General features: G+C 43.0%; 18 protein-coding genes. 6 read left to right on the forward strand and 12 right to left on the reverse strand.

Going from position 1 to position 25,069, the window contains the following annotated elements:
• Positions 1–36: 36 nt before the first annotated feature.
• Together SKC38_RS03135 and SKC38_RS03140 are read right to left on the reverse strand one after the other, a co-directional pair.
• Positions 37–1,389, reverse strand: a complete 1,353-nt coding sequence (locus SKC38_RS03135; RefSeq protein WP_377975008.1) for a 3-oxoacid CoA-transferase — start codon at positions 1,387–1,389, stop codon at positions 37–39.
• Positions 1,390–1,394: 5 nt separating this feature from the next.
• Positions 1,395–2,087 carry a 6-phosphogluconolactonase gene (locus SKC38_RS03140; protein ID WP_377975010.1) on the reverse strand — a complete coding sequence of 231 codons (693 nt, stop codon included), beginning with the start codon at positions 2,085–2,087 and terminating at the stop codon, positions 1,395–1,397.
• A 121-nt stretch (positions 2,088–2,208) separates the two neighbouring features.
• Here SKC38_RS03140 and SKC38_RS03145 point away from each other — a divergent pair, with 121 nt between their 5' ends.
• The 6 genes from SKC38_RS03145 to SKC38_RS03170 are packed head-to-tail and all read left to right on the forward strand — an operon-like array spanning position 2,209 to position 13,092.
• Positions 2,209–2,937 (forward strand): hypothetical protein, encoded by a 729-nt coding sequence (locus tag SKC38_RS03145; protein ID WP_377975011.1) that lies wholly within the window; start codon positions 2,209–2,211, stop codon positions 2,935–2,937.
• A 4-nt stretch (positions 2,938–2,941) separates the two neighbouring features.
• Positions 2,942–9,268, forward strand: coding sequence for a beta strand repeat-containing protein (locus SKC38_RS03150; RefSeq protein ID WP_377975013.1), 6,327 nt, complete (start codon positions 2,942–2,944; stop codon positions 9,266–9,268).
• On the forward strand, positions 9,258–10,031 hold the full coding sequence (locus tag SKC38_RS03155; protein WP_377975014.1) for a fibrobacter succinogenes major paralogous domain-containing protein: 774 nt from the start codon (positions 9,258–9,260) through the stop codon (positions 10,029–10,031). The genes SKC38_RS03150 and SKC38_RS03155 overlap by 11 nt, the downstream gene beginning before the upstream one ends.
• A 40-nt stretch (positions 10,032–10,071) precedes the next feature.
• On the forward strand, positions 10,072–11,151 hold the full coding sequence (locus SKC38_RS03160) for an efflux RND transporter periplasmic adaptor subunit (protein WP_377975016.1): 1,080 nt from the start codon (positions 10,072–10,074) through the stop codon (positions 11,149–11,151).
• Positions 11,151–12,404 (forward strand): ABC transporter permease, encoded by a 1,254-nt coding sequence (locus tag SKC38_RS03165; RefSeq protein ID WP_377975018.1) that lies wholly within the window; start codon positions 11,151–11,153, stop codon positions 12,402–12,404. Before SKC38_RS03160 ends, SKC38_RS03165 begins: the two co-directional genes overlap by 1 nt.
• A gap of 1 nt (position 12,405) precedes the next feature.
• Positions 12,406–13,092, forward strand: coding sequence for an ABC transporter ATP-binding protein (locus SKC38_RS03170; protein WP_377975019.1), 687 nt, complete (start codon positions 12,406–12,408; stop codon positions 13,090–13,092).
• 1 nt (position 13,093) lies between these two features.
• On the opposite strand, the gene SKC38_RS03175 is transcribed toward SKC38_RS03170, so the two are convergent.
• The 10 genes from SKC38_RS03175 to SKC38_RS03220 form a co-directional block, all read right to left on the reverse strand.
• Entirely contained in the window at positions 13,094–13,609 is a 516-nt protein-coding gene (locus SKC38_RS03175) for a T9SS type A sorting domain-containing protein (RefSeq protein WP_377975021.1), read from the reverse strand.
• Between the two features lie 38 nt (positions 13,610–13,647).
• Positions 13,648–14,655 carry an acyltransferase gene (locus SKC38_RS03180; protein WP_377975023.1) on the reverse strand — a complete coding sequence of 336 codons (1,008 nt, stop codon included), beginning with the start codon at positions 14,653–14,655 and terminating at the stop codon, positions 13,648–13,650.
• Positions 14,655–16,739 carry a xanthine dehydrogenase family protein molybdopterin-binding subunit gene (locus tag SKC38_RS03185; RefSeq protein ID WP_377975025.1) on the reverse strand — a complete coding sequence of 695 codons (2,085 nt, stop codon included), beginning with the start codon at positions 16,737–16,739 and terminating at the stop codon, positions 14,655–14,657. The genes SKC38_RS03180 and SKC38_RS03185 overlap by 1 nt, the downstream gene beginning before the upstream one ends.
• On the reverse strand, positions 16,736–17,197 hold the full coding sequence (locus tag SKC38_RS03190; RefSeq protein ID WP_377975026.1) for a (2Fe-2S)-binding protein: 462 nt from the start codon (positions 17,195–17,197) through the stop codon (positions 16,736–16,738). The genes SKC38_RS03185 and SKC38_RS03190 overlap by 4 nt, the downstream gene beginning before the upstream one ends.
• A gap of 2 nt (positions 17,198–17,199) precedes the next feature.
• On the reverse strand, positions 17,200–19,758 hold the full coding sequence (locus SKC38_RS03195; RefSeq protein ID WP_377975028.1) for a 3-keto-disaccharide hydrolase: 2,559 nt from the start codon (positions 19,756–19,758) through the stop codon (positions 17,200–17,202).
• 5 nt (positions 19,759–19,763) lie between these two features.
• Positions 19,764–21,020 (reverse strand): Gfo/Idh/MocA family oxidoreductase, encoded by a 1,257-nt coding sequence (locus SKC38_RS03200; RefSeq protein ID WP_377975030.1) that lies wholly within the window; start codon positions 21,018–21,020, stop codon positions 19,764–19,766.
• 219 nt (positions 21,021–21,239) lie between these two features.
• A complete protein-coding gene (locus SKC38_RS03205) occupies positions 21,240–21,737 on the reverse strand; it encodes a LutC/YkgG family protein (protein WP_377975032.1) in 498 nt (165 codons plus the stop codon).
• The gene (locus SKC38_RS03210; protein WP_377975034.1) at positions 21,734–23,077 is read right to left on the reverse strand and encodes a lactate utilization protein B; all 1,344 of its coding nucleotides are present in this window, start codon (positions 23,075–23,077) and stop codon (positions 21,734–21,736) included. The genes SKC38_RS03205 and SKC38_RS03210 overlap by 4 nt, the downstream gene beginning before the upstream one ends.
• On the reverse strand, positions 23,070–23,783 hold the full coding sequence (locus tag SKC38_RS03215) for a (Fe-S)-binding protein (protein ID WP_377975035.1): 714 nt from the start codon (positions 23,781–23,783) through the stop codon (positions 23,070–23,072). Before SKC38_RS03215 ends, SKC38_RS03210 begins: the two co-directional genes overlap by 8 nt.
• A gap of 1 nt (position 23,784) precedes the next feature.
• Positions 23,785–25,068 (reverse strand): FGGY-family carbohydrate kinase, encoded by a 1,284-nt coding sequence (locus SKC38_RS03220; protein WP_377975037.1) that lies wholly within the window; start codon positions 25,066–25,068, stop codon positions 23,785–23,787.
• Position 25,069 lies beyond the last annotated feature (1 nt).

Below are 25,069 nucleotides of genomic sequence, written 5' to 3' on the forward strand. Positions count from 1 at the left end.
AAATTAAATAGCAAAAAACAACAGATTAAGCGTGCATTATCGAATAAGGCGACCGCTCGTTGCAGCAAGAATCTGCTCAATTGTTGCACCAGGTTGAATTTCAACAAGCTTAAATCCACCCTCAGGCGAAATATCATAAACCCCTAATTCTGTAATCACACGAGTCACACAACGGACACCCGTGAGAGGTAGGTCACATGTGCGGACCAATTTCGATTTGCCCGAAGGCGTCGTTTGAAGCATGGCAACAATGACCTTATCAGCAGATGCCACTAAATCCATCGCTCCACCCATACCCTTAACCATTTTTCCAGGTACTTTCCAGTTGGCTAAATCCCCCCGTTCCGAAACTTCCATCCCACCCAAAATTGTCACATCAATGTGATTACCACGAATCATAGCAAAACTTTGTTCTGATCCAAAAACCGATCCACCAGATGCAACGGTAATGGTTTGCTTACTCGCATTGATGTAATCTGCATCCTCCGCCCCTTCTTCCGGAAATGGGCCGATGCCCAACAAACCATTTTCCGATTGCAAAATGACCTTCATGCCTTTAGGAATATGATTCGCTACACGGGTTGGAATACCGATACCCAAATTGACATAATCGCCATCCTTAATTTCCTGCGCTAGACGCTTCCCAATAATTTCTTTCTTAAGATCTTCCGGACTTAATTCCTTGATTTCTTCCGCATCCATTTGGTGCGTCAAATGTTCAATAGGCTTTTGGTAATCCTTTCCCTGAAAAATGCGATGCACATAAATGCCAGGGGTGTGAATTTGATTGGGATCCAAGGAGCCCGCAGGCACTAATTCCTCCACCTCTGCAATAGTTATTTTCCCGGCCATTGCAACCACAGGGTTGAAGTTTTGCGAAGTACCCTTATATATTAAATTTCCTTCGGTATCCCCTTTCCAAGCTTTTACAAATGCATAATCCGCCGTGATGGCCGTTTCCATCAAGTATTTCTTGCCATCAAACTCACGTGTTTCTTTGCCTTCCGCCACTTCTGTCCCCACACCAGCAGGTGTATAAAATGCCGGAATTCCAGCACCACCACATCGAATGCGTTCCGCTAAAGTTCCCTGAGGAACCAGTTCGACAGCGAGATGACCTTCCAACATCAATTTTTCGAACAAATGATTTTCTCCGATATAGGAACAAATCATTTTCCGAATTTGCTTTTGAGCAATTAGTCGGCCTATGCCAAAGTTTTCCAAACCAGCTTCATTGGAGATACAAGTTAAATCAGTTGCATTTTTTTCTAATAAGGCTGAAATAAGATTTTCAGGAACACCTGTCAGACCAAAACCGCCCATGAGAATGCTCGAACCTGAAGTGAGATCTATTATAGCCTCTGCAGCATGTGTGAAAACTTTATTCATATTGATTATTGGTAATCAGTAATCAACTCCACATTTGGATGAAGCCAAAGAAATGAAGCCGGGCAATCCGTAGAAATTTGTTGGGTCAAAATTTGCTCTAAAGCTGCTTCTTTCCCCTTCCCAGTTACCAAGAAAATGATTTTTTTAGTTTGTAGAATACCTTGCATCCCCACACACCAACCGAAAGCAGGCTCTAATCCTTGGGATAAAGCTGGATCATGTTGAATGGTTGATTCGGCTAATGTAGCTTTATGAAAACCGGCTTGTAAATTAGCCGCTGGTTCATTGAATGCAATATGACCATTTTTTCCTAGGCCTAGAATACACACATCCATGGGACTATTCGCTTGGATATAGGATTCAATGCGTTGGATTTCCTTTTCAGGTTCTGCTGAATTTGGATCAAAACTTACGTAGCGTTCTGCTGGGATATCCATAGGACCAAGCAAATGCTTTTGAAGGTAAGATTCACAGGAGTCGGGATGCGTAGCGGGAATAATTCCCCACTCATCCATTTTGATAACACGCATTTGACTAAAAACAGTCTTTTCCTTTGCCATTTCAGCATACATTCCAGTGGGAGAACCACCGGTTGCCGCGCAAAAAAGCAGGTCGGGTTTAGCTTTTACAGCCTGTAAAACATGGGACGCGGCTAGGGCGCTTAATTCTTGGTAGTTGGCAACTCGTGTAATTCTCATCGTTAAATCTTTTGCCTAAAATAACAGAATACACCTGCATTAAGAAACAGATTATCAGTTTTCTGATATTTATTACCAATTGAATTTACTATTTTGCATCACAATCTAGTTCTAATTAAACATGTACACACACCTATTCGCTACGGCGGCTGGGAGGAAAGGATGCATTCTGCTATTCTTGACCTTCCTCTGCATGCAAAACTTACGCGCGCAAACTTGGGCATTCCAAACAGGAAGTAATCTCACCACTTTTGATTTTACCAATTCGGCCGGTCAAGTCGTTTCGGGAATTAAGTCAGGATCTGGAAATTTGTATGGAATTCAATTCCAACAAAAACTGGTAGATACAACGGCTTTATTGTTAACCTCGAGCCCATGGGCCATTTATTTCAATCAGCATCCTACATTGGGTAAACTATTGGGTAAGTTTCAATGGGCTTTGGGAATTCAATACAATCAATACAATGCTGTAGGAGATGCGGTTAATGTCGCGTTCAGTTACCAAACCGATTACCTCGGCTTCCGCCCTTCTTTACAATTCAATCAGCCCATATATAAAAATTTGAGTCTACAAGCAGCTGGAATTTTGCAGGTGAATCAATTATTGCATGGAAATCAATGGGTCAACAATCGTTTTCTGGATTTAAAACAAGATCCACAATTCAATGGGATTCAAATGATGGCAGGCTTCCAACTAGGTGTTCAACAAATGATTTCGGAGGGGTTATCACTTTCGCTAAGTTACCAACAAATGTCTACGATGCAGGCCGGCGAGGTACAAGGCACACACTTAATACTCCGACCGAAAAGCTTCGTATTTGGCATCATTTTCCAACCGAAAAACAAATAATCAGATGAAAAGATTTGCACTATTACTTGGCTTTCTTTTGATCGGAATGATTAGCCAAGCACAAACAAAGGGTATTCAATACCAAGCCGTCATCCAGGATCCTAGTCCTTACCAAATTCCGGGTACATTTATCCAAGGACAGGTATTACAAAATTCAAAAGTTAGTATCCGATTCACGTTAAAAACGAATGGGACGACTGATTTCGAAGAATTACATGAGACAGAAACGGATGATTTTGGCTTGATCAATTTGACGATTGGGAAAGGTAAAAAAACGATTGGCACCAATTTTGACCAAATCATTTGGAATGGACAAAACAAGGTTTTGATCGTTGCGGTCAAAATAGCTAATCAAACCAATTTTACGGAAGTCAGTAATCAAACACTTTTGTATAGTCCCTATGCACTTTATGCTGATGCAGTGGAATATAAAAATGTTAGCAATTCGCCAAAAGATATATCGCATTTCACGAATGATGTAGGCTATTTAGTTTCCAATGATTTAAAGCCGTTGGAGAAAAAAATCAACGATAATCAAGCGGAAAATGTAACGAGCTTTTCGCTTTTAAAGAATCAGCAAATTACCCTAGAAACTAAAGTTGAGGAACAAGGGAAGATTTTGAATGAAACTATCCTTCGTACACAGAGTATGAATGTACGGATTGACCAACAAAACAATCAAATCAGCCAGAATCAAACGAATTTGGTGAATCAAATCAATAGTTTGGGAGGTTCGTTTGAATCGCTTGGTAATAAATCACTGGCCACCGATTTAGGTAATACAAACCCAAGCAATCAACTTTATCCGAGTCAAAGAGCCGTAAAATCCTATGTGGATCAAGTTATTTCGACTGTAGTTGTATCGGGTACGCCGGATGCAACCACATTGGCTGCAGGTAAAATTCAATTAACTGGGGATTTAAGTGGAACTGCCGCATCACCCACAGTACCCGACCTGGTCTTAAAAGAAGATTTAGCAAATAAGTCGGTGAGCGTCCCCACAGATGCCACATCTGACATCAAATATCCAAGTGTCCGCGCAGTTAAAACCTATGTGGATCAAGCGACGCAGGGAATTGCCTTATCCGCTGATTTAAATGCAAAAGCAGACAAGCTTTCCCCCATATTTTCGGGAAGCCCTTCCCTTCCGACGGGAACCATCGCCGTTAAACAAGGCATTGGCAGCAATACGACGCAGTTGGCAACGACCTCCTTCGTCCAACAAGAACTAAGTGCCGTATCCATAAATTATGCGACAAAGGAAGATGTAAGCAACAAATCGACGGCAACAGCTTTGGGTACGAGCAACACCTTATATCCGACACAAAATGCTGTCAAAACCTATGTGGATGCGCAAATCAGTTCAGCGACTATTTCGGATGCAACATTAGCTAGTAAGGGAAAAATACGATTGGGAGGCGATTTAGCTGCGGGCAATAGTACAGCTGATGATCCGATCATTCGAGACAATGCGATAAGCACAAGTAAAATTTTAGATGCAGCGGTTACAGATGTTAAAATTGCGGCAGTTGCTGGTAGTAAAGTAACAGGTAATATCACGGGAGAGGCAAGCAATGTAACAGGAACGGTTGCGCCTACGCATGGAGGAACAGGCGCTTCAGGTACCTTAATAGGCTATGTTAAAGCGAATGGTACATCCGCCATGCAGGCAGTTACCGCGATACCCGTAGCTGACATTACAGGAGCGGAAGCGATTGCAAATAAGAGTAATGATGTACTAACGGATGCTAGTTCAACGACAAAATATCCCAATGTACGTGCAGTCAAGGCGTATGTTGACAATCAAATTGCGCAAGGAACGATCCCGGATGCAACGGCGACGGTCTATGGAAAAGTGAGATTAGGGGGTGATTTGGCAGGAACGGGATCGACGGCAGGAACCCCTATCATTTCAGACAATAGTATTACGAGTACTAAAATCGCGGACCTTGCAGTTACCAATGGGAAAATCGTTGGTATCGATGGAACGAAAGTAGCTGGCAGTATCCCGGGAAATGCGGCCAACGTGAATGGAATCATCACGACTTCACATGGGGGAACAGGAGCATTAGCCACGCTTAACGGATATGTCAAAGGAAATGGAGCCTCGGCCATGACGAGCAGTACGACAATTCCGGTTGCCGATGTGATCGGGGCAGAATTGAGTTCAAATAAATCTATTGCAGGTGACTTAGGAAATACATCCACAAGTGATCTTTTGTACCCAAGTCAAAAAGCGGTTAAAACCTATGTGGATGCATTATCTGCTGGCAATATTGGAACAGCGACGCAAAGCGCATTAAATATGAAAGAAAACACATCGAATAAATCCGATGGAAGTATAGATGCTAATAGCTCGATTGAATTCCCTACGCAACATGCCGTTAAAATTTATGTTGAAAATAAATTAGCGAATCAAACGATTTCATTGGCTAATTTTCAGACTATTAATCCAGACAAACTAATTGGAAATTTTGGGGCAACGTCAGCAACGCCATCTGAAATCTCAACATCTGGAACGGGAAGTGTTGTTCGTTCAAGCGGAGCGACACTTAATAATGTACTTTTAAATGGAACTATCGGCGGAAATGCTATAGTTGCTCCTATCAATGGAGGTTTAGGCACCTCTAGCTTAACATCTGGATATGTAAAAGCAGGCAATCCATTCGCTACGGTATCTTCGATACCAGTTAGCGACGTGACGGGTGCCGTTCAAAAGGTCAATGGGTCTCTTCCAGATGCCAATGGTAACATTGCACTTCGTTTTGGAACGACTTACACAGGGATATTTAATGGGGGAAATTTTACACCCGTGGTAAGTTCACCTATCAATAGTGATGTTTATATCGTTTCAGCTGACCCCACATCAACGAATAATGGACGTACGTTCATATACGATGGCAGTAATTGGCAGGAAATCACAACGAATCAGGCTACTTTGGAGGCCAAATATGTGCAATTGAGAGGATCAACCATGAGTGGAAATTTATCATTTCCGGGTGGGACAAAAATTCAAATAGCCGATGCACCTACTTCTTCAACGGATGTTGCTAATAAGGCATATGTCGACATTCAAACGGCCGCAGGAATTACTCCAGATGCAACAAATCTTGTCGTAGGTAAAATTCAATTAGCTGGAGATTTAGGAGGTCCAAGTTCAACGGCCACGAATCCAATCATTTCGAATGGAGCAATTAACAATGCGAAACTTGCTTCGGGTTCTGTTTCAGATGACAAAGTAACAGGAACAATTTCCGGAGCAAAAGGAGGTACAGGTGTAAATAACACAGGTAAAACCATCACTTTGGGAGGTAATTTAACAATAAGTGGATCAAACGCCTTGACTTTAAATACAATAGGAACAACAAGTGTTTCTCTTCCGATGAGTGGAACTTTAGCAACCTTATCAGGAGCTGAAGCATTGACAAATAAGAGTTTCAATGGCCTACAACTTACGAGTAGCCTGACAGGATTTACAATCGCAGGAGGAACTACAAGTAAGACACTTACGGTAGCTAGTAATGCCAATATTTCAGGGACGAATACTGGAGATCAAACCATCACATTATCGGGAGACCTTTCAGGTTCAGGTACGGGAACCCTTAATGCTACATTAGCTAATACCACAGTCGTAGCAGGGATATATGGAGGAAATGCTTTGATTCCTCAGATTACGGTAGACCCCAAAGGTCGGATAACCGCTGTATCAGAGATTCCATTGTCTAACACTACTTTGGCTGGAACCATTTTAAACGACGGAAAAGTACTTATTGGAAATAGTAGCAATGCAGCCGTTGAAAGGAATCTTTCAGGTGATGTAACGATGAATAATACAGGTGTTACGACGATTGGAAATTTAAAAATCACCAATGGCATGTTGGCTGGCAATATTGACCTAAGTACCAAAGTAAGCAACATGCTACCCATCGCCAATGGGGGAACAGGTGTATCTAGTTTGACAAGCAATGCTTTGATGGTCGGAGGAGCTAGCATCGGATTTATTGCACCAGGAACTGCTGGCTATGTCTTGAGTTCGAATGGTACAAGCTGGTCGGCGAATGCCATCACGAGTTTAGGTGTTGCGACAACCGTAGGTAGCATCAACACTAGCGGTACCCCGAATGGTATGACCTTATTAGGTGGGGAAATAAAGTTGAGTCCAGCGGATGCAAGTAATCCGGGTATAGTTACAACAGGAACTCAAACACTTTCAGGAGCAAAAAGCTTTTCGCAAGACCTTCAAATCAATCATTTGATGATTGGAAATGGAGGCGGCGGCCTCGATGCGAATACGATGGTTGGGAAAAACGCTTTTATAAGTAATACGACGGGGACCAACAATACAGCGTTGGGTTATCAAAGTTTGAGTTTAAATACAAGTGGAACGAACAATACGGCGATTGGAGCGGGAGCTTTAAGTTTAAGCACAACGGGGATTAATAATACGGCTTTGGGGCAAGGAGCGGGTGTGAGCATAGGTACCTTGAATAATACGCTGGCATTGGGAGCAGGTGCGACTGTCGGCACGGATAATAGCATCCAATTGGGAAATGCCAATATCGTACGAGTAAACACCGCGGGAGCTATTCAAGCAGGCAGTATTCAAAATACGCCTATTGGCTCAATAAGCCCACAAACAGGTGCATTTACGAACTTAAAAACGACGGGGACTAATGCCAACCAAATTGTGGTAACTGAAGCAAATAATTTATTAAGTTCAATACCTAGTTTACCCGTAAATTTGGGAGGAACAGGGTTGAATAGCATTACAGCAAACAGTGTATTAATTGGAAATGGAATAGGTAACTTAACATTTGTTACACCGAATACGAATGGTCAGGTATTAACGTGGAACGGGAGCAATTGGGCTGCGACGGTACCGACTGCACTAACAACTGGAATAATAGGAAATAGTACGGCAAATGGTTTAACCGTGAGCAACAATGTAATCAGTTTGAGTCCAGCAGATGCGACAAACCCGGGTATTATCACCACAGGAGCACAGAGCTTTGCAGGAGCTAAAACCTTTTCAAGCATTATTAACTCTGGAAATCTGACAATTAATAGCCTAACAGCTTCCAAGGTAATATTCACGGATGCATCCAAAAATCTTAGTTCCACGGGAACTGTTGGTGTTACACAAGGAGGAACAGGCACAGCAAGCTTCACGAGTGGAGGCCTCATCGTTGGTGCGGGAACATCATCTTTATCTAGCATTAACCCAGGAACAGACGGACAAATTTTGGTTTCTCGCTTGGGAGCTTGGAATGTGGAAAATGCATCGCCATCGGTTACGTTAGGAAATGTAAATGTAGGTTCAACAGCCAAAGGTTTAAGTATTACGGCTGGCGGCGAAATCAGTTTGAGCCCAGCAGATGCTACTAACCCAGGTATAATCACCACAGGAGCACAAAGCTTTGCAGGAGCAAAAACTTTTTCAAGCATTATTAACTCTGGAAATCTGACAGTTAATAGCCTAACAGCTTCCAAGGTTGTATTTACTGATGCTTCAAAAAACCTCAATTCCACGGGAATTGTTGGAGTTGACCAAGGAGGAACAGGCTTAAGTAGTATCCTCTTGAATGGCGTCATGGTAGGCAATGGAACAAATTCAATTAGTACGGTCACAGCCAATACCAATGGCCAGGTATTGACATGGAATGGATCAAATTGGACGGCAATTGCCCCCACAGCCGTTTCAGCAGGCACTTTAGGAACGAGCACGGCCAATGGATTAACAGTTAGTAATAATGTGATTAGTCTCAGTCCTGCTGATGCGACCAACCCTGGAATAGTCACAACAGGAGTGCAGACTTTCACTGGAGCCAAAACTTTTGCTAGCATTATCAATTCGGGAAATCTGAGTGTAGGGGGCAACTTATCTAATGCAACATTAACTGCATCAAAAGTCGTATTTTCAGATGCGTCCAAAAATCTAAGTTCTACAGGCACAGTAGGTGTTGACCAAGGAGGAACTGGTGCAACAACCTTGGGTTTAGGAGCTCTCTTAATAGGCAATGGAACCGGTGCGATCACCACACTTGCACCTAGCACTGCTGGCTATGTCCTGAAGGTCGTTGGATCCAGCTGGACTGTCAGCACGCCTGACCGCGATGAAAGCGACCAATTTATGGCAACCGTGGGTCAGACGAGCTTTAGCTTAACACAAAGCCCAGTCGCGAACAGTAAGGTCAAAATGTTTATTAATGGTATCCGAATTGATAAGAATGCCTATACAATTTCAAGTAATACAGTAACCTATGTACCCGCATCCAACAGCAATTTTACTTTAGAAGCGGGAGACCGAATTCAATTTGACTATGCATACTAAACTATTTCTATATTTATTATTGACTGCTAGCATTTGCTTAGGCCAAATGGCTACCCACAGCGGAAGAAGATCAGGTGTCAGAAGTGAGTTTATCAATAAATCTGGCAAGAAAAACACCTTAGATGGAGTATATACAACGGGGAAATTGAACATTTTGCCCCCATGTACCAATTTGATCGTCAATCATATTACGAGCCGTGGTGTGGCACCCGTTGCAAAAACAATCACCTATAATTTGGCCTATTCAACGATTACTGGTGAAAACAAATGTTGGTTATTGCAAAATTTAGGCTCAACAAATGCACCATTAAGTTCGACGGATAATACAGAAGCTGCTTCAGGTTGGTATTGGCAATTTGGAAGTAAAATTGGATATCGATATACAGCTTCAAGAACACCTTCAACAACCTGGCCAAATCGAACATTGCTAAACGCAGATTGGTCTGCAGCGCAGGATCCTTGTACAATTGAATTAGGAACTGGTTGGCGATTACCTACCTACGCGGAGTGGAGGACAATTGCAATTAATTACCGATATGAAGCAAATGTTTTTGGATCTGATATTAAATTGCACAATGCAGGCTGGTTAAGACAATCTGATGGACTTATTCAAGAACGTGGTATAACCACACATTATTGGAGCTCAACAAGTGATACCGACATAAATGCTCGAGGCTTTGTGATTCCCTCTGCAGGCGCTCCTACAACGGCTTCTACAAACGATAAAGATGCGGGTTTTAGTGTTCGTTGCATTCGAGACTAATATCATTTTTTTCATGGAACGAAAAGCTTAATTTAGCAAAATGAAAGTAAACGCGCTACTCATTATAGCTGGAATAAGCCTCTTCGCCTGTTCAAAGAAAGAAGCAAGCATCTCCCCCACTTCCGGCAACATCACGGAATCGATTTATGCCTCTGGTACAATTAAGTCGGCCGACCAATATCAAGCCTTTGTTTCTGTCAGTGGAATCATCGAAGAAATCTATGTAAAAGAAGGGCAACAAGTAAGCATTGGCACACCCCTACTTCGTGTTTCGAATGAAACGCAAAAATTTAATTTGGAGAATGCGCAATTGGCCGCCAACTTCAATGATGTGGCTAACAATCAAGGAAAATTAACCGAAGCAGAGGCCATTGTTCAAACTGCCAAAGCTAAATTAAAGCTAGATTCTAGCCTGTATTCAAGACAAAAAGCATTATGGTCCCAGCAAGTAGGTACCCGCATTGAATTCGAACAGAAAGAATTGAATTACCAAAGTTCGAAAGCCAATTACCTTTCGGCGAATCAACGATACAAAGACTTAAAACGTCAGATCAATTTTGGTGCAGCTCAAACCAAGAAAAACGTTCAAATTTCCGCTAGACAGAATGAGGATTTCATCCTAAAAAGCAAAGTTAATGGAACAGTATTTAGCATTTTGAAGGAAAAAGGAGAACTTGTTAGTCCACAAACACCTATTGCTACGTTAGGTAACTCGAAAAACTTTCGATTGGAAATGCAAGTGGATGAACACGACATTTTCAAAGTTAAACTAGGTCAAAAAGTAGCCATTACGTTTGATGCATATAAAAACCAATACTTTGAGGCAGAAGTCAACAAAATTGCCTCGATTATGAATGAACGCAACAAAACATTTTTGATCGAAGCTCAATTTACAAAGGCTCCCGAAAAATTATATCCAAATGTTACGTTTGAAGCCAGTATCATTCTGCAATCCAAGCAAAATGTACTCATCTTACCTCGAAATTACATCAAAAATGACTCCATCGTTACCTTAGTAGATGGTAGCAAGCGAATCGTCAAATTGGGTTTGACCGATTTCCAAAAGGCAGAAGTTATCAGTGGATTAAGCGCGAAAGACCAAGTGATTAAACCGGAATAATGAATATCAAACTAATCATTCAAGTATCCATTTCACTTCTCTTAGCGCGATGGAAACAAACCTTAGTGGCAGCCGTAGGGGTTACTTTTAGTATCGCCATGTTTGTGACGCTCCTAGGTTTCATGAATGGACTAAATGATTTATTGGATGGATTAATCATGAACCGAACGGCACACATTCGCTTATATCACGACATCAATGTTTCCAAAGTTCAACCCATCGATTTACTTTCTCCCAATACAAACAATTTCGTACACTCCGTCAAGCCTAAAAATCAACGCCTCGAAATTTACAACAGCGGGCAAATCATGCAAGCCATCAAACGTGATGAGCGAGTACTTGGCGTAGCGCCCAAGATTAACGCGCAAGTTTTTTACAATGTAGGCAGCGTCGATCTGACCGGAGTGATTAATGGCATTGACCCCGACGAAGAAAACAGATTATTTATGTTTTCAGATTATGTCACAGAAGGAAACTTTTTAGACCTCAAAAACATCCCTAACAGCATCATACTAGGAAAAGGGGTAGCAGATAAAATGGCGGCCAATATGGGCGATATTGTCCAAGTAACCACAAGTAAAGGAGAACGAGTACAACTAAAAGTAGTCGGATTTTTTCAATCCGGATTACAAGATTTAGATCGTGTACAAAGCTATTGTTCAATCGGAACGACACAAAAATTATTAGGTGTATCCAATAATTACATCACAGACATCCAAGTCAAATTAAAAAACATACTGCAAGCGCCAGCGATGGCCATTGAATACCAACGCTATTATGAAACCGATGCGATTGATATCCAACAGGCAAACTCCCAGTTTGAAACCGGCAGTTCGGTCAGAAGTATTATCTCGTATGCCGTGGGCGTAACCTTGCTAATCGTGGCAGGATTCGGGATTTACAATATTTTAAACATGATGATTTATGAGAAAATGGATTCCATTGCCATCATGAAGGCCATCGGATTTTCTGGTAATGATGTCAATTTGATATTTATTTTTATCGCATTGAGTATAGGTGTTTTTGGAGGCGCGATGGGATTATTAGCTGGCTTTGGTATATCAAACATTATTGATCAAATTCCTTTTAATACCGATTCCTTACCCACAATCAAGACCTTCCCTATCAATTACAATCCAATTTTCTATATTATCGCCTCTATATTTTCCATCGTTACGACCTATTTCGCAGGCTATTTCCCTTCAAGAAAAGCAAGTAAAATAGATCCTGTCATTATCATCCGAGGTAAATAACATGACACACATTCACAAAGAAGTTTTACGGGCAAACCACATCACGAAATACTTTCATGACCCGATGACGGTAAAAGTGTTGGATGACATCAGTTTCAGTCTGACCCAGAGCGAATTTGTATCCGTCATCGGAAAATCAGGATGCGGAAAATCGACCTTGCTGTATATTCTATCCACCATGGATACCGAATATGAGGGGGAATTATTCATCGATTCCATCCTCATGGGCGATAAAACAGAAAAAGAACTTGCAGCAGTAAGGAATGAAAAAATCGGTTTTGTCTTTCAATTCCATTACCTCCTGAATGAATTTAGCGTCCTTAAAAATGTGATGCTACCTGGACTAAAACTTGGAAAATACAGCGAAAAGGAAGTAGAACATCGTGCCTACGAAAAGCTGAAAGTTTTAGGTATTGAAAATGAAGCCTTGAAATTACCCAACCAATTGTCTGGAGGCCAAAAACAGCGTGTCGCGATTGCTCGAGCCTTAATTAATGATCCTCTTTTAATCATGGGAGATGAACCTACGGGCAACTTGGACAAGAAAAACAGCGAGATTGTTTTTCACACTTTCCAGCAATTAGCTGAGGAATTTCATCAAACCTTGTTGATTGTTACACATGACAATGAATTTGCCAATAAAACTTCTCGCATCATCGAAATGCAGGATGGCAAAATTATCAACTAACTTATTCTTTTACGATCGAGGTAACGAACGGTTTACCCTTTTGCAAGACGTGAAGAATGTATTTCCCTTGTCGGAAATTTTGAAACTCAGTCAAATTAATTTCTGAAATCTTCTCAGGATAAGTTGCTTGCCACATGGTACTACCCACAATATCGTAAATCGCAACATAGGTTGGCATCGTGCTTTCCGCAGAAAAGGAAATGCGCAATTTATCTTTGAAAGGGTTCGGGAAAACGGTAAAACTAATTGGATTCTCGATAGCTACCTGAATCTTTAAACCGGAATTTTGGATACTTTTGGCCAACAAATTAGGCTGTTTGAAGCCCTGACGCATGGTTAGACCCGACTGAACACTTGTTCCTGTAACGACACTTGATTGACCGATAACATGAGAAAAATATTTACCATTCACTAGTTGGGTTCCTCCCCCAGCTGCAATCGTTGATGAGCTAATAGTTTGTGCAAATACACTCGAAAAGGAAACAAAAAACAGGATTACAAGCGTGTAAATTTTCATATCATCGAACTAGTTTGGCCTAAAGTTACAAATTAATTCTAACCTGCGATATATTTCCCAAAGGGGATTCTACGCAAAAGCCAAACAATCACACTCGATATCAACAAACAGATAATCGCTGTTAAAGGAATCCCTATACTTGGATGCCACATCGCACCATAAATTTTAATCTTAACCAGATAGAATAACACAATGATATGTACCAAATAAATTCCATAGCTATGGGAGCTAATCCAATCGCGCAACCTGATTGTTCCCGGTATAGTACCCTCATAAGCTTTAAACAACATAAATAATCCTGCCGTCGACATCACCACACTCGGCGAAAAATTCGCATATAACAAGCCATAAAACTTGCCATCTTCCAGCGATTGTAAATAAGTTCCTTCCATCGTCCACAAGGTTCCTAATACGAACAAAAGCCATGCAAATAAACGCGAAACTGTATGATTAGCTATGTAATAGCCCAAAACTAAATAACCTAAATAGCCTGTGAAGTAGGGCAATTTAACCGGCAAACTCAGTCCAGGAAAATGTGGATTATCGAATAAGATAGTCACCAACCACATGCCTAAAAAGAATCGCAAATGGCTTTCAGATGCTTTTCTGACCCATGCGCCTATAATTGGAATAAACAAATAGACACCCACAATCATATAGATGTACCAGAAATGATAGGACGCTCCTTCAAAATACTGTTTGAAAATCCATGAAGGACTAACAGGCCGACCACCCAGTCTAACTTGCCAATTGAATAGCGCAAATACCGTATTGTAAAATAAAAATGGAACGATGATTCGAAGAAAACTCTTCTTGAAAAACGAGCCTATTTCCTCTTCGCGTGGCAATAACAATGCACCTGATAACATCACGAAAATGGGCACCGCATAGCGAAATCCTCCATTATACAAATTCGCGAACCACCAAGCAGAATCAGGCGTTTTCCCAAAGCTCAATAAGACATTCGCAGCCGAATGAATCAGCAATACAGCTAGCGTTGCCGTGACTCTTAAATTATCTAAATATTGAACTTTGGGATTTGCCATCAATAAAAGGGTTGTTTGTAGAATCGTTTTTTAGTAGCCGCATAAATTGCATTCGCAATCGAACCACCCGTTGGCGGCAATGCGGGTTCCCCTAGTCCCGTTGGACTAATTCCATTATCCACAAAGTACGCATCTATTTTGGGAACTTCATTACCTCGTATCATTCGATAGGCATTAAAATTCGTTGGACTTGTCACTCCTGCTTGAATATTTAGTTTGGCAAACATCGCATGTCCCATCCCATCGATGATAGCACCTTTCACCTGATTTTCTGCCCCACTTAGATTAACCACCTCACCACAATCCGTCACGGCAGTTACCTGCGTCACTTGCGGCTTTCCGTTCTTCACCTGCACCTCAGCGACCTGAGCCACATAAGAGAAATGCGAATAGTAGACACTAAATCCTTGGTGGACACCTGGTTTTTTCTTCCAGCCCGACTTCTCAGCTACTTGACGAATCACCTCAGCAAAACGATCAGGTTCATAGGTAATCTTGCCCACAGGATTGGATTTCACGCGTGCCAATAAATCCAAGCGCAGTTGAATGGGATCTTTTCCGGCTGCTTCGGCTACCTCATCTAAAAATGCTTGCTCCGCAAAACCCAAGAAATTGGTAATCGGCGCGCGCCAAGGTCCCGTCGTCACAGCTGATTTTTGATCAACAGACTCAATCAACACATGGTCAATGGCACCTACCGGGAAATTATCTTGGCGAGTCGAATTTCCTGCATTCAAGCCTACGCCACGCAAATAAAATGCCGTTATATTTCCTTTGGCATCAATACCCGCTTTGAAATGATAACGTACGGCTGGTCGGTACGTACCACCACCCATATCATCCTCCCGCGTCCACATGACCAAAACAGGCTTTTTAATGATACTCGACAATTCTGCGGCTTCTAAGGCGAAATCATTACTTAAGCGCCGTCCGAAGCCTCCGCCCATTTTACTCAGCTCCACTTGAATCGTATTTTCGGGAACACCTAATAAAGTAGCTACGGCTTTTTGCGCCGGTTGGGGCACTTGCGTAGGTCCTGCCAATAAAACCGAACCCGGCTTGACATCCGCGAAAAAGTTCATCGGCTCCATCGGGCTATGTGAGATGAAAGGACATTCGTAAGTCGCTTCAATCACTTTGGCAGCTTCTGAAATAGCATTCGCAAAATCCCCATCCTTCCGTTGGACCGTTGCTTTATCCGATTTCATTCCCGCATCAAACCAGGCTTGATGTGTCTCATTACTCTCCAAAAGAGCCTCTGAGCCATAAGAACACGTCAAATTTTGACGTGCCTGCATAATTTCATAGGTACTTGTACCAACAATAGCAACCTTATTTTTAAATGAAACGACGTCAATGATTCCCGGCATTTTCTTGACATCGTCGGCAGAAAACGACTTTAAAGTCGCACCAAACGGCGGTCTCACAATCTGAGCAAAAACCATATCGGGCTTACGAATATCAATCCCAAAAACGGGTTTACCCGTCACAATCGCTTGATTATCTACGCCACGTACACGCGTTCCAATGATCTTATAATCTTTCCGATCCTTGTAGGTGACAGTCGAGGGAACAGGTATTTTCGCAGCCTCAGCAGCCAAAGAACCGTAAGATGCTTTCTGACCAGCAGGTCCTAGCACAAAACCTTGGGAGGTTTTACATGTACTAACGTCTACCTTCCATTGATTCGCTGCAGCTTGCATCATCATCTGGCGCACCGTTGCACCCGCTTTACGCAAACGCTCCCACGAATGTTTCAATGCTCCTGAACCACCCGTTACTTGGCGTTCAAAATTTTGCGTATCTAAATTCGCTTGCAGTACTTCCACATGCTTCCAATCCACATCCAATTCTTCTGCCACGACAACAGGAAATGCGGTTTTAATGCCTTGTCCAATTTCTGGATTAGGTGAATACAAACGAATCTTTCCTGTCGAATCAATGCTCAAAAATGCATTAAATCTTCCTGGCTCATTGGCAATTGCCATCGCAGCGCCCTTCGATTCAAACCAATCGAATCCCAAGGTAAACACACTCGTAAAGAGTGCCGTTTGTTGGATAAAATTTCTACGGCTAGTTTTCATTTCTTGACTTTTTTAGATGCTAAAGCAACTGCTTCTTGAATGCGGTGGTAGGTACCACAGCGACAAATATTTCCAGCCATTCCATCAACAATTTCTTGTTTCGAAGGGTGTGGATTTTTCTTAAGTAAAGCTGCAGCGGTCATGATTTGACCAGCTTGACAATAACCACATTGGGCTACATCTAATTCATCCCAAGCTTCCTGAATGGGGTGTTTACCCGCAGGATCCAATCCTTCAATCGTGGTAATTTGCGCATTCCCAACAGCGGAAATAGGCAAAACACAAGAGCGCATCGGTTCGCCATTGACCCAAACGGTACAAGCGCCACATTGGGCGATTCCACATCCAAATTTGGTTCCTAACAAACCCACATGATCTCGCAAAGCCCACAAAAGTGGTGTGTTGGAATCGATGTCCAAGCTTACTTTTTTTCGATTAATCGTCAATGTAATTGCCATGACTACTTTTTCTTTTTGGTGATTTCCTTAATGCGTAAGTTCCTAAATTTCAAGGGAGACCCATGTCCTAAGAACCCAATATGACCTGTTTTGTTTAACAAACCTGGATGTTCTTTATGATCCGGCGTTCCGTCTTTAATGGCCTGCACAATGTCGCCATCTGTGATAACTTCTCCGTTTAAAATAACTTTGATGTGATTTCCCTCGGCGATTACCTCTTCCTCATTCCATTCACCTACCGGCTTCAAGAATCCTTGCTTGGCAGGAATGATTCCATACACGGAACCATGGTATTGATACGGTTGTAATTTGGCATATATCGGGGAGGTATTATCCAAAATCTGCAATTCCATGCCCACATAGGCAGCATCGCCTTCGAGAGGCGTACGAATGCCTAGGCCGTTGTTGGCGCCGGGCGTCAACTGGAATTCAAACTTCATGTGAAAATCACCGTATTCCTTTTTGGTATATAAATTCCCTTTGCCACCGCGTTTCGGATCAATGATTAATTCGCCATTTACTGGATAATAGTCAGTCGTATTTCCGGTCCAATTAAACAAAGATGATCCGTCGAAAAGAGGCTCAAAGCCTACTTCTTCTGGCTTATACGATGGCTGTGGAGTCAATTCCTTCACATAAATATTACGGTAAACAATGTGATTTCCATGCGCCTGCAATTCAATCGCATCCTTGATGAAAATGGGAATTTTACGATCCCAATAATTTTCCAAAATCACATTATCCACAACCAACTCCCCATTTAAATAAACCGCAACCCGTTCTCCACGCATGGTGATTCGGAAGGTATTCCACTCGCCCACTGGATTATCAGCCACTTTCGACGGATTCTTTGGATTGATTTGATTGTTATACAAACCTCCTGAACCCACTTGCGCACCAACATTCTTTCGGGCTATGTCCCAAATCTGTACTTGTGGTGAGCCGCGCAAATAAAGTCCAGCATCTCCATCTTTTTCGATTTTCCAATCGATTGTCAATTCAAAATCTTGGTAATCTTTGACCGAGCATAAATTATCGCCATGGCCTGTGAAGTGCAATTCTTCGCCTTGAGCCAACCAGCCTTTGCGCATGATGGAATCAGCTTTGATTTGCTTCATGGCCAAAGTATCTGCCGAAGTCTTTCTGCGTTTTACAGGATTGTCAACCAAACCTTTCCATCCGCGTAAGTCGATGCCATTATACATCGTATAAAATCCTCGGCCCGGATTGCTCTTCATCACTTGATCACGAATCGCGGCATCGGAGATTTGCCATTGATTTTCCAATGTCCATTCTTTCGTCATGGTACCCTGAAATTCCGGATTGGCAACATACAAAGCAGCTAATCCATCAACAGCGATTTGCTTAACATTCGGTTCTTTTAAACCAAGGTATAAGGTACGCATGGCCGACAAGGAATTGCATTTCGCCAAACCCTTGTAAATCTGTTCACGTGTTTCCAGGTTCTGAGTTATACTCAAGGCATTTCGGTAGCGCAAAACTTGTTGGTCTACATTCGCAAATGCTTTCCCATTAATCCGCACAAAAGCGCGCAATGCCTCTTCATTCGTCTTCCCTAAGGCATACAACCAATCCAAATTGGCCACTTCTTGAACGAAGGGAACCCAATTCGATTTTTGACTTGCTGATGTAGCGAATGCCGTGATTTTACTATTGCGAGTGCCGTCCTTTTTGATCAATTGCGCCATGCAATTTTGTAGCGCTTTTACTTCATTGGGTAATTGCGCAATGGATAATTTCTCTGCTATTAGGTCAAAATCAGCTAAATCAACCCATTTATCCAAAGTCTCAAAGCCCGCAGCGCGTTCCGGATGATTCGATTGTACCGCACGCCAAACCAATGATTTCACCTCAGGCCATTTTCGACCGCTACCATAGGTCAACAAAACCGTTTTTTGTGCTGTTGACGCTTGATCGTAACCAGATAATTGATTTTTAAGGTAGGCATTCGCGGCTAATGTCGTCGTGAAATCAGCGATTTTTTGCGCATCTACTTGATTCGTTTTCAGCAAATCCCAAACAGCAGGCAAGCCCTTTGCTCCTTGCACATGAAGTTGAGCAATGATTTGTTCCGTTTTGAAATTCGAATTTTGAATAAGCGGTAAAGCCCACGCAGCTTTGTAAGTCCCAACGGAGATAATGAAAGCTTTTTGATGTGCTGCATCCCAGGATTTCAACGTGATATTGATTCGCGGTTTAGCCAATAATTGCTTCAAAATAAAAGCGCTTACTTGTGGTTTTGAATTTGGATACTTCGCCAGCAAGATACTTTCATCTTGTTTGGCTATCAGTCCAATGATTTGACATTGCGTTGCCTCCGGAAGATCTGCACGTAAAAAGGCTTTTAACTCTGTGATGTTTTTGGCATTTGCCAAAATGAAGGCTTCTGTCGCTTGCGTGGGTTCGTAAATTCCTTTGCTAGCATAGGCAGCCGCTTTTAATTCTGAGGTGGCACCCTTTGTGCGGAAATTCAATTGCTGCTCGCGAGTTGATTGCGCGAGGGCTTGCCAACTAACTAATAATAAAACTAAATATTTCATGATGTTTAGAGGATATAAGGTGCGCGCATCGGCTGATTGATCAGGCTATTCGCCTCAGGATCACCGATGAATTCTTGTTTAATGGGATCAAATTTAAGGTTGCGGTGCAAACGCATCGCAATTAAACCCATGTTGATCAGCGTACATGACCGATGGCCATTTTCCTCATTCAAGGCAAATTGCGTCCTATTTTTCACCGAGTCCACAAAGTCCATTTGTTGGGCCGGCGGCTCTGGAAACTCCGCTAATTTGCGTTCTAAATCAGGAATGTCCGACTTGAAATTGCGATATAACTTTCCTTTTGGCCCTTCGATATAGGCTACTTTCTCGTCTTTGGCTTCGCCATCGAGAACGATTTGGCATCCATCTGCATAGGTGTAGGTGATTCGATTGAAAATTCCAACGGCATCTTTGTCTTGAACTGGAGCATCCACTTCGACATACACGGGACTTTCGTTGTCTTTGCCCAACATATATTGAATCGGATCCATGTAATGTTGGCCCATGTCGCCTAAGGCTCCCCCATCGTAATCCCAATAGCCCCGGAAAGTTTGGTGGGTCCGATGAACGTTATAAGGTTTATACGGCGCTGGTCCGAGCCAAGCGTCGTAATCTAATTCAGGAGGTACAGGTTGAGGTGTCAAATCCGTTTTGCCCACCCAGTAAAATTTCCAATCGAAACCCGTGTGTTTGCTTACGGTGAATTTCAAAGGCCATCCCAAAAGTCCCGAATCCACTAATTTTTTCATGGGTTTCACGGGACAATTCAATCCATAAAAATTGCCTTCAAAACGGAACCAGGTGTTTAGTCGGAAAATTCGACCATGCTGCTGAATCGCTTCTTTTAATTTCTGTCCTTCCCCGATGGTCCGAGTCATTGGTTTTTCACACCAAACATCTTTTCCTGCACGTGCTGCATCTGCAGCCATAATGCCATGCCAATGTGGTGGAGTAGCTACGTGAACGATGTCCACTTCGGGGAGCTGAATCATCTCACGGTAATCGGAGAATGCCTTCACCCCTTTCTCTACTTTGTCTAAGCCGAGTTGGAGGTTTTTCTTATCGACATCACATAAGGCGACAACGCGTGTACCCGCATAGGGGATATGACCGCGGCCCATGCCGCCGGTACCGATGATCGCTTTGGTGAGTTGGTCTGAAGGAGCTATAAAGCCCTTCCCGAGTACATGGCGGGGTACGATGCTAAATGCCGCTAAGGATAGGACGGATTGCCCGAGGAATTTTCTTCTGGAAACTGACATAATTGAATAGGTTTTCGTCCCCAAGATAGGAAATTTTTCGGATAGACGCTGCCGGGGTCTGCGACCCCGGCAGCGTCACCTCAAACCACCGTTAAAGTACAGCAAATCAAGCCAAATTATCAGCTTTCACGAAAAAATATCAAGTTCCTGAACGAATAAACGGGTATCTTTCGCTTCGAAAATTTGACGCTGCCAGGGAGTCTACGACCCTGGCAGCGTTCAAATTCTGATAACGACGGTTAAACTTCGCGCACCATGTGCACCAATCACGAGCGATTGCTCAATGTCTGCGGTCTTCGATGGACCGGCTAAAAACAAACCAAACCCCGAATTGACTCCTCCCAAGCGCTCATATGCTGCATGCATCGTAGGAACAATTTCAGAAACATTAATAACTAAATGTTGGCAAATAAACGGCGCTACCCGATGCGGCATCGCCTCTTCGGTCAACCAAATCGCCCCATTTTCCGCGACGCCAAACTCCCCATCAATTTCCAATACTTCCACGTCAGCTAAACTCAAGCCATCCATGGTTTTGTCAAAACGTCTCCGACCAGGAAATAAAACTTCTAATTCCTCAGGACTCACCACGCGTGCTCCCACCACTTCCAAGGAAGCTTTGAAATCAAAATCCGAAGAAGCTCCTTGAAAAGCTTCCGGATGTTTCACGGTTTCCTGAGCACCGATTTTCCCCAATATTTCTTCTCTTGCGCTCATCGTTTTTGGTACCATTCTTGAAAACTCTCCTTCGGCGCAACAGGCATTTCCCGCTGTTTGTACCAAGGATTTAAACGTGTATTTAGGATAGGTGCGAATTTGCGAACTAGTGATCCACCTAACAGATACAAGACAGGATTAGCTAAAACAAAGGCCATCAGCTTCATTCCGATCGTTTTGCTAACCGGCGCTAAACCGGCAGCCATCAAATCCTGCCGCCAAAACCACAATTGCTCATGTATATTAATCTTCACGGGACATACATTCGAACAGGATCCGCAAAGCGTACTCGCAAAAGGCAAATCCGCATTGGCCTTTTTATCGATATTCGGGGCTAAAATGGAGCCAATAGGACCAGCCACCGGTTGGTGATAACTATGTCCCCCACTCCTACGATACACCGGACAGGTATTAAAACAAGCCGCACAGCGGATGCATTTCAAGGAATTCTTGTATTTAGGGTCAGCGAGCTGACGCGTCCTACCGTTATCCAACAACACAATGTGCATTTCCTGGCCCTGACGCGGTTGGTGAAAATGCGAGGAATACGTCGTGATTAATTGACCCGTGGCGCTTCTTGCAAGTAATCGTAAAAACACTGCTAAATCTGCTCGTTTAGGAATAATCTTTTCTATCCCCATGCAGGCAATATGTACTTTCGCCAAATGCGCGCCCATATCTGCATTCCCCTCATTCGTACACACCACGAATTCGCCTGTTTCGGCCACGGCAAAATTCACACCGGTAATCGCCACTTCTGAAGCGAGAAAATGCCCACGAAGATGTTGGCGTGCCGCCTCCGTTAAAAACTGGGGATCTTTATTACCTTTCGGGGTACCTAAATGCTGGTGAAATGTCTCCCCTACATCCTCTTTTTTCAGGTGGATTGCAGGTAATACAATGTGACTTGGAGCTTCTTTTCTGAATTGAACGATGCGTTCCCCTAAATCCGTATCAACGACTTCAATACCATTTTTGGCCAAATAATCGTTCAAATGACATTCTTCGGTCAACATGGACTTACTCTTAACTAGCAATTGTGAACCCTGTGCCGCAATAATTCCATGCACAATGGCATTATGCTCCGCCGCGTCTTTCGCCCAATGTACTTTAATACCATTTGCTTGCGCTTTGGCTTCAAAGGCCTGCAAATAGCTTCCTAAATTCGCTAAGGTATGATCTTTGATTTGTGAAGCGTGTTCACGCAAGGCTTCCCATTCGGGTAAAACTTTCGATGCCTTATCCCGCTTAGCACGCACAAACCACAAGGTTTCATCATGCCAGTCGGTCCGCTCAGCATCCGCAATAAATTTCTCTGAAGCCTCCGCGTGACTATGCATGATTCAATATTTCGACAATGTGTTTCACCTGAACTTTGGAACCTTGTCGGCGCAAAATCCCTTCCAAATGCATCAAACAAGAAGTATCCGCACCTATAATGTATTCCACCCCATTCGCATCATGTTCTCGGATTCGATCCTGTCCCATCTTCACCGAAACGGCTTCTTCCGTCACACAAAACGTTCCGCCAAAACCGCAGCATTCATCTACACGAGTCGGCATCACCACTTCGACACCATCTACAAGACTTAGTAAATCTTGCAATTTGGAAAAGGGTTTTTCATTGCGCTCCGACATCGAACTTAAGCGCAAACCGCGCTGCCCATGGCAACTTTGATGCAATCCTACCCGGTGAGGGAACGACGCATTTAACGAAGAAACATTAAGTACATCCGTCAAAAACTCACAAATCTCGTAAACCGAATTCCTGATTTTCTCTGATGGATGATGCTCCTTCAAATGCAATACGCAAGAACCCGAAGGTCCTACGATGTAATCAAATCCCTCAAAATTATTCGAAAAATTGGTATCACAACCTGCTGTGGACGATGCAAAACCGGAATTGGCCATCGGTTGGCCGCAACAAGTTTGATCTTTGGGAACAACAACTTCGCATCCCAGTTTTTCCAACAATTCTAAACTCGCCACCGCGACTTGGGGGTAGAATTGGTCAATGTAACAAGGAACAAACAGGGCTACGCGCATCCTAATATCGTTTCAATTGAATTAAATCTTTTGGGGTATCACCCGCATAAACCATCAAAGCCGCTCCTAAAGCACTCGCTTGGGCAACTTCCGCGGCATAAACCTCCAGCCCTGGAAAGGCCCGCGCTAATAAGCGCATGTACCATTCGTTCTTGCTAAAACCACCGTCCACAAGCAATTGTTTGACAGGTGCATCTTTCAACAGCAAGTTCAAACTAAAGATTTGTTGGCCTACCAAATCTACCATGAATTGATCATATGCCGAAGCCAAATCTGTAAAATCAGCAAAATTCCGCGAGGCAAAGGCACATTCGAAAACGGATGAAGCACTCGGTTTCAATTCATAAACAGAATCACTGAATCGACAATCCTTGAACGAACCGCCAAAATGCTTTTCCATCCGAGCCACTTGCTCCTCATGAAAATGTCCCCCAAACAAACGAGACGCTTTGACGGGCTTTCCATTTGGCTGTAAATAACACAAGACATCATTCGCTAATTCGTCAGAAGTCAAGGGCGAATCATTGAACGGATGCATGGCAATGCACCAGGTACCCGTCGACAAAAGCACAAATTCCTCCGAAATACTCCGCAAATAGGGAACCAAAGCGGCCGATGAATCATGCAATCCCATACCGTAATGAATACCATCAATTTTGTCAAAAGCTACTTCAGAAATGGGTGCCAAGCGATCCTCGATAGCTGAAACCCAGGGATGATACTGACCTAAATCAAAATCCCAAAGCGCCGTATGGCAACCGATGGACGTGATCTCAGAAAAAAATTTTCCTGTGAATAATGAAGCTAGGTAATTAGGGAAATGTAAGGCCTGGTGAACCTCAGGCCAAAATGCTTTGAATTGAGCAGCATACACCTGCAATCCCGAATTCAAATTCCCCAAGATGGGTGATGCCGTTTTGCGAGCAAACTCCGATTCACCGCCAAAATCCGCATAGGGAAATGGCACAGTTGCAGGTTTCAAATAATTATACAAAGGCGCCACGGGTTCTCCCATGCGATCTACATAAACAAACGACGCACCATAGGCCGAGAAATTCAATCCGATGAGTTCGAATTCGGGCATTTGGCAAATCTCTGTAAATGTCGATATGATCCATTGCTGGAGCGCCGCTAAATCCTCACAGGCAAATCCATCTTCGTCCACAATCTCCGCAAAACTCTGCTGTTTCTCGAACACGATCTCAAATGCAGTATTCCACAGAAAGACCTTTTTATTGGTCTTCCCGATATCAAATACGGCGATTACTGGCGTCCTCAAACTCATT

It is taken from the genome of Aquirufa echingensis (genome assembly GCF_042714525.1).
GTDB lineage: Bacteria > Bacteroidota > Bacteroidia > Cytophagales > Spirosomataceae > Aquirufa > Aquirufa echingensis.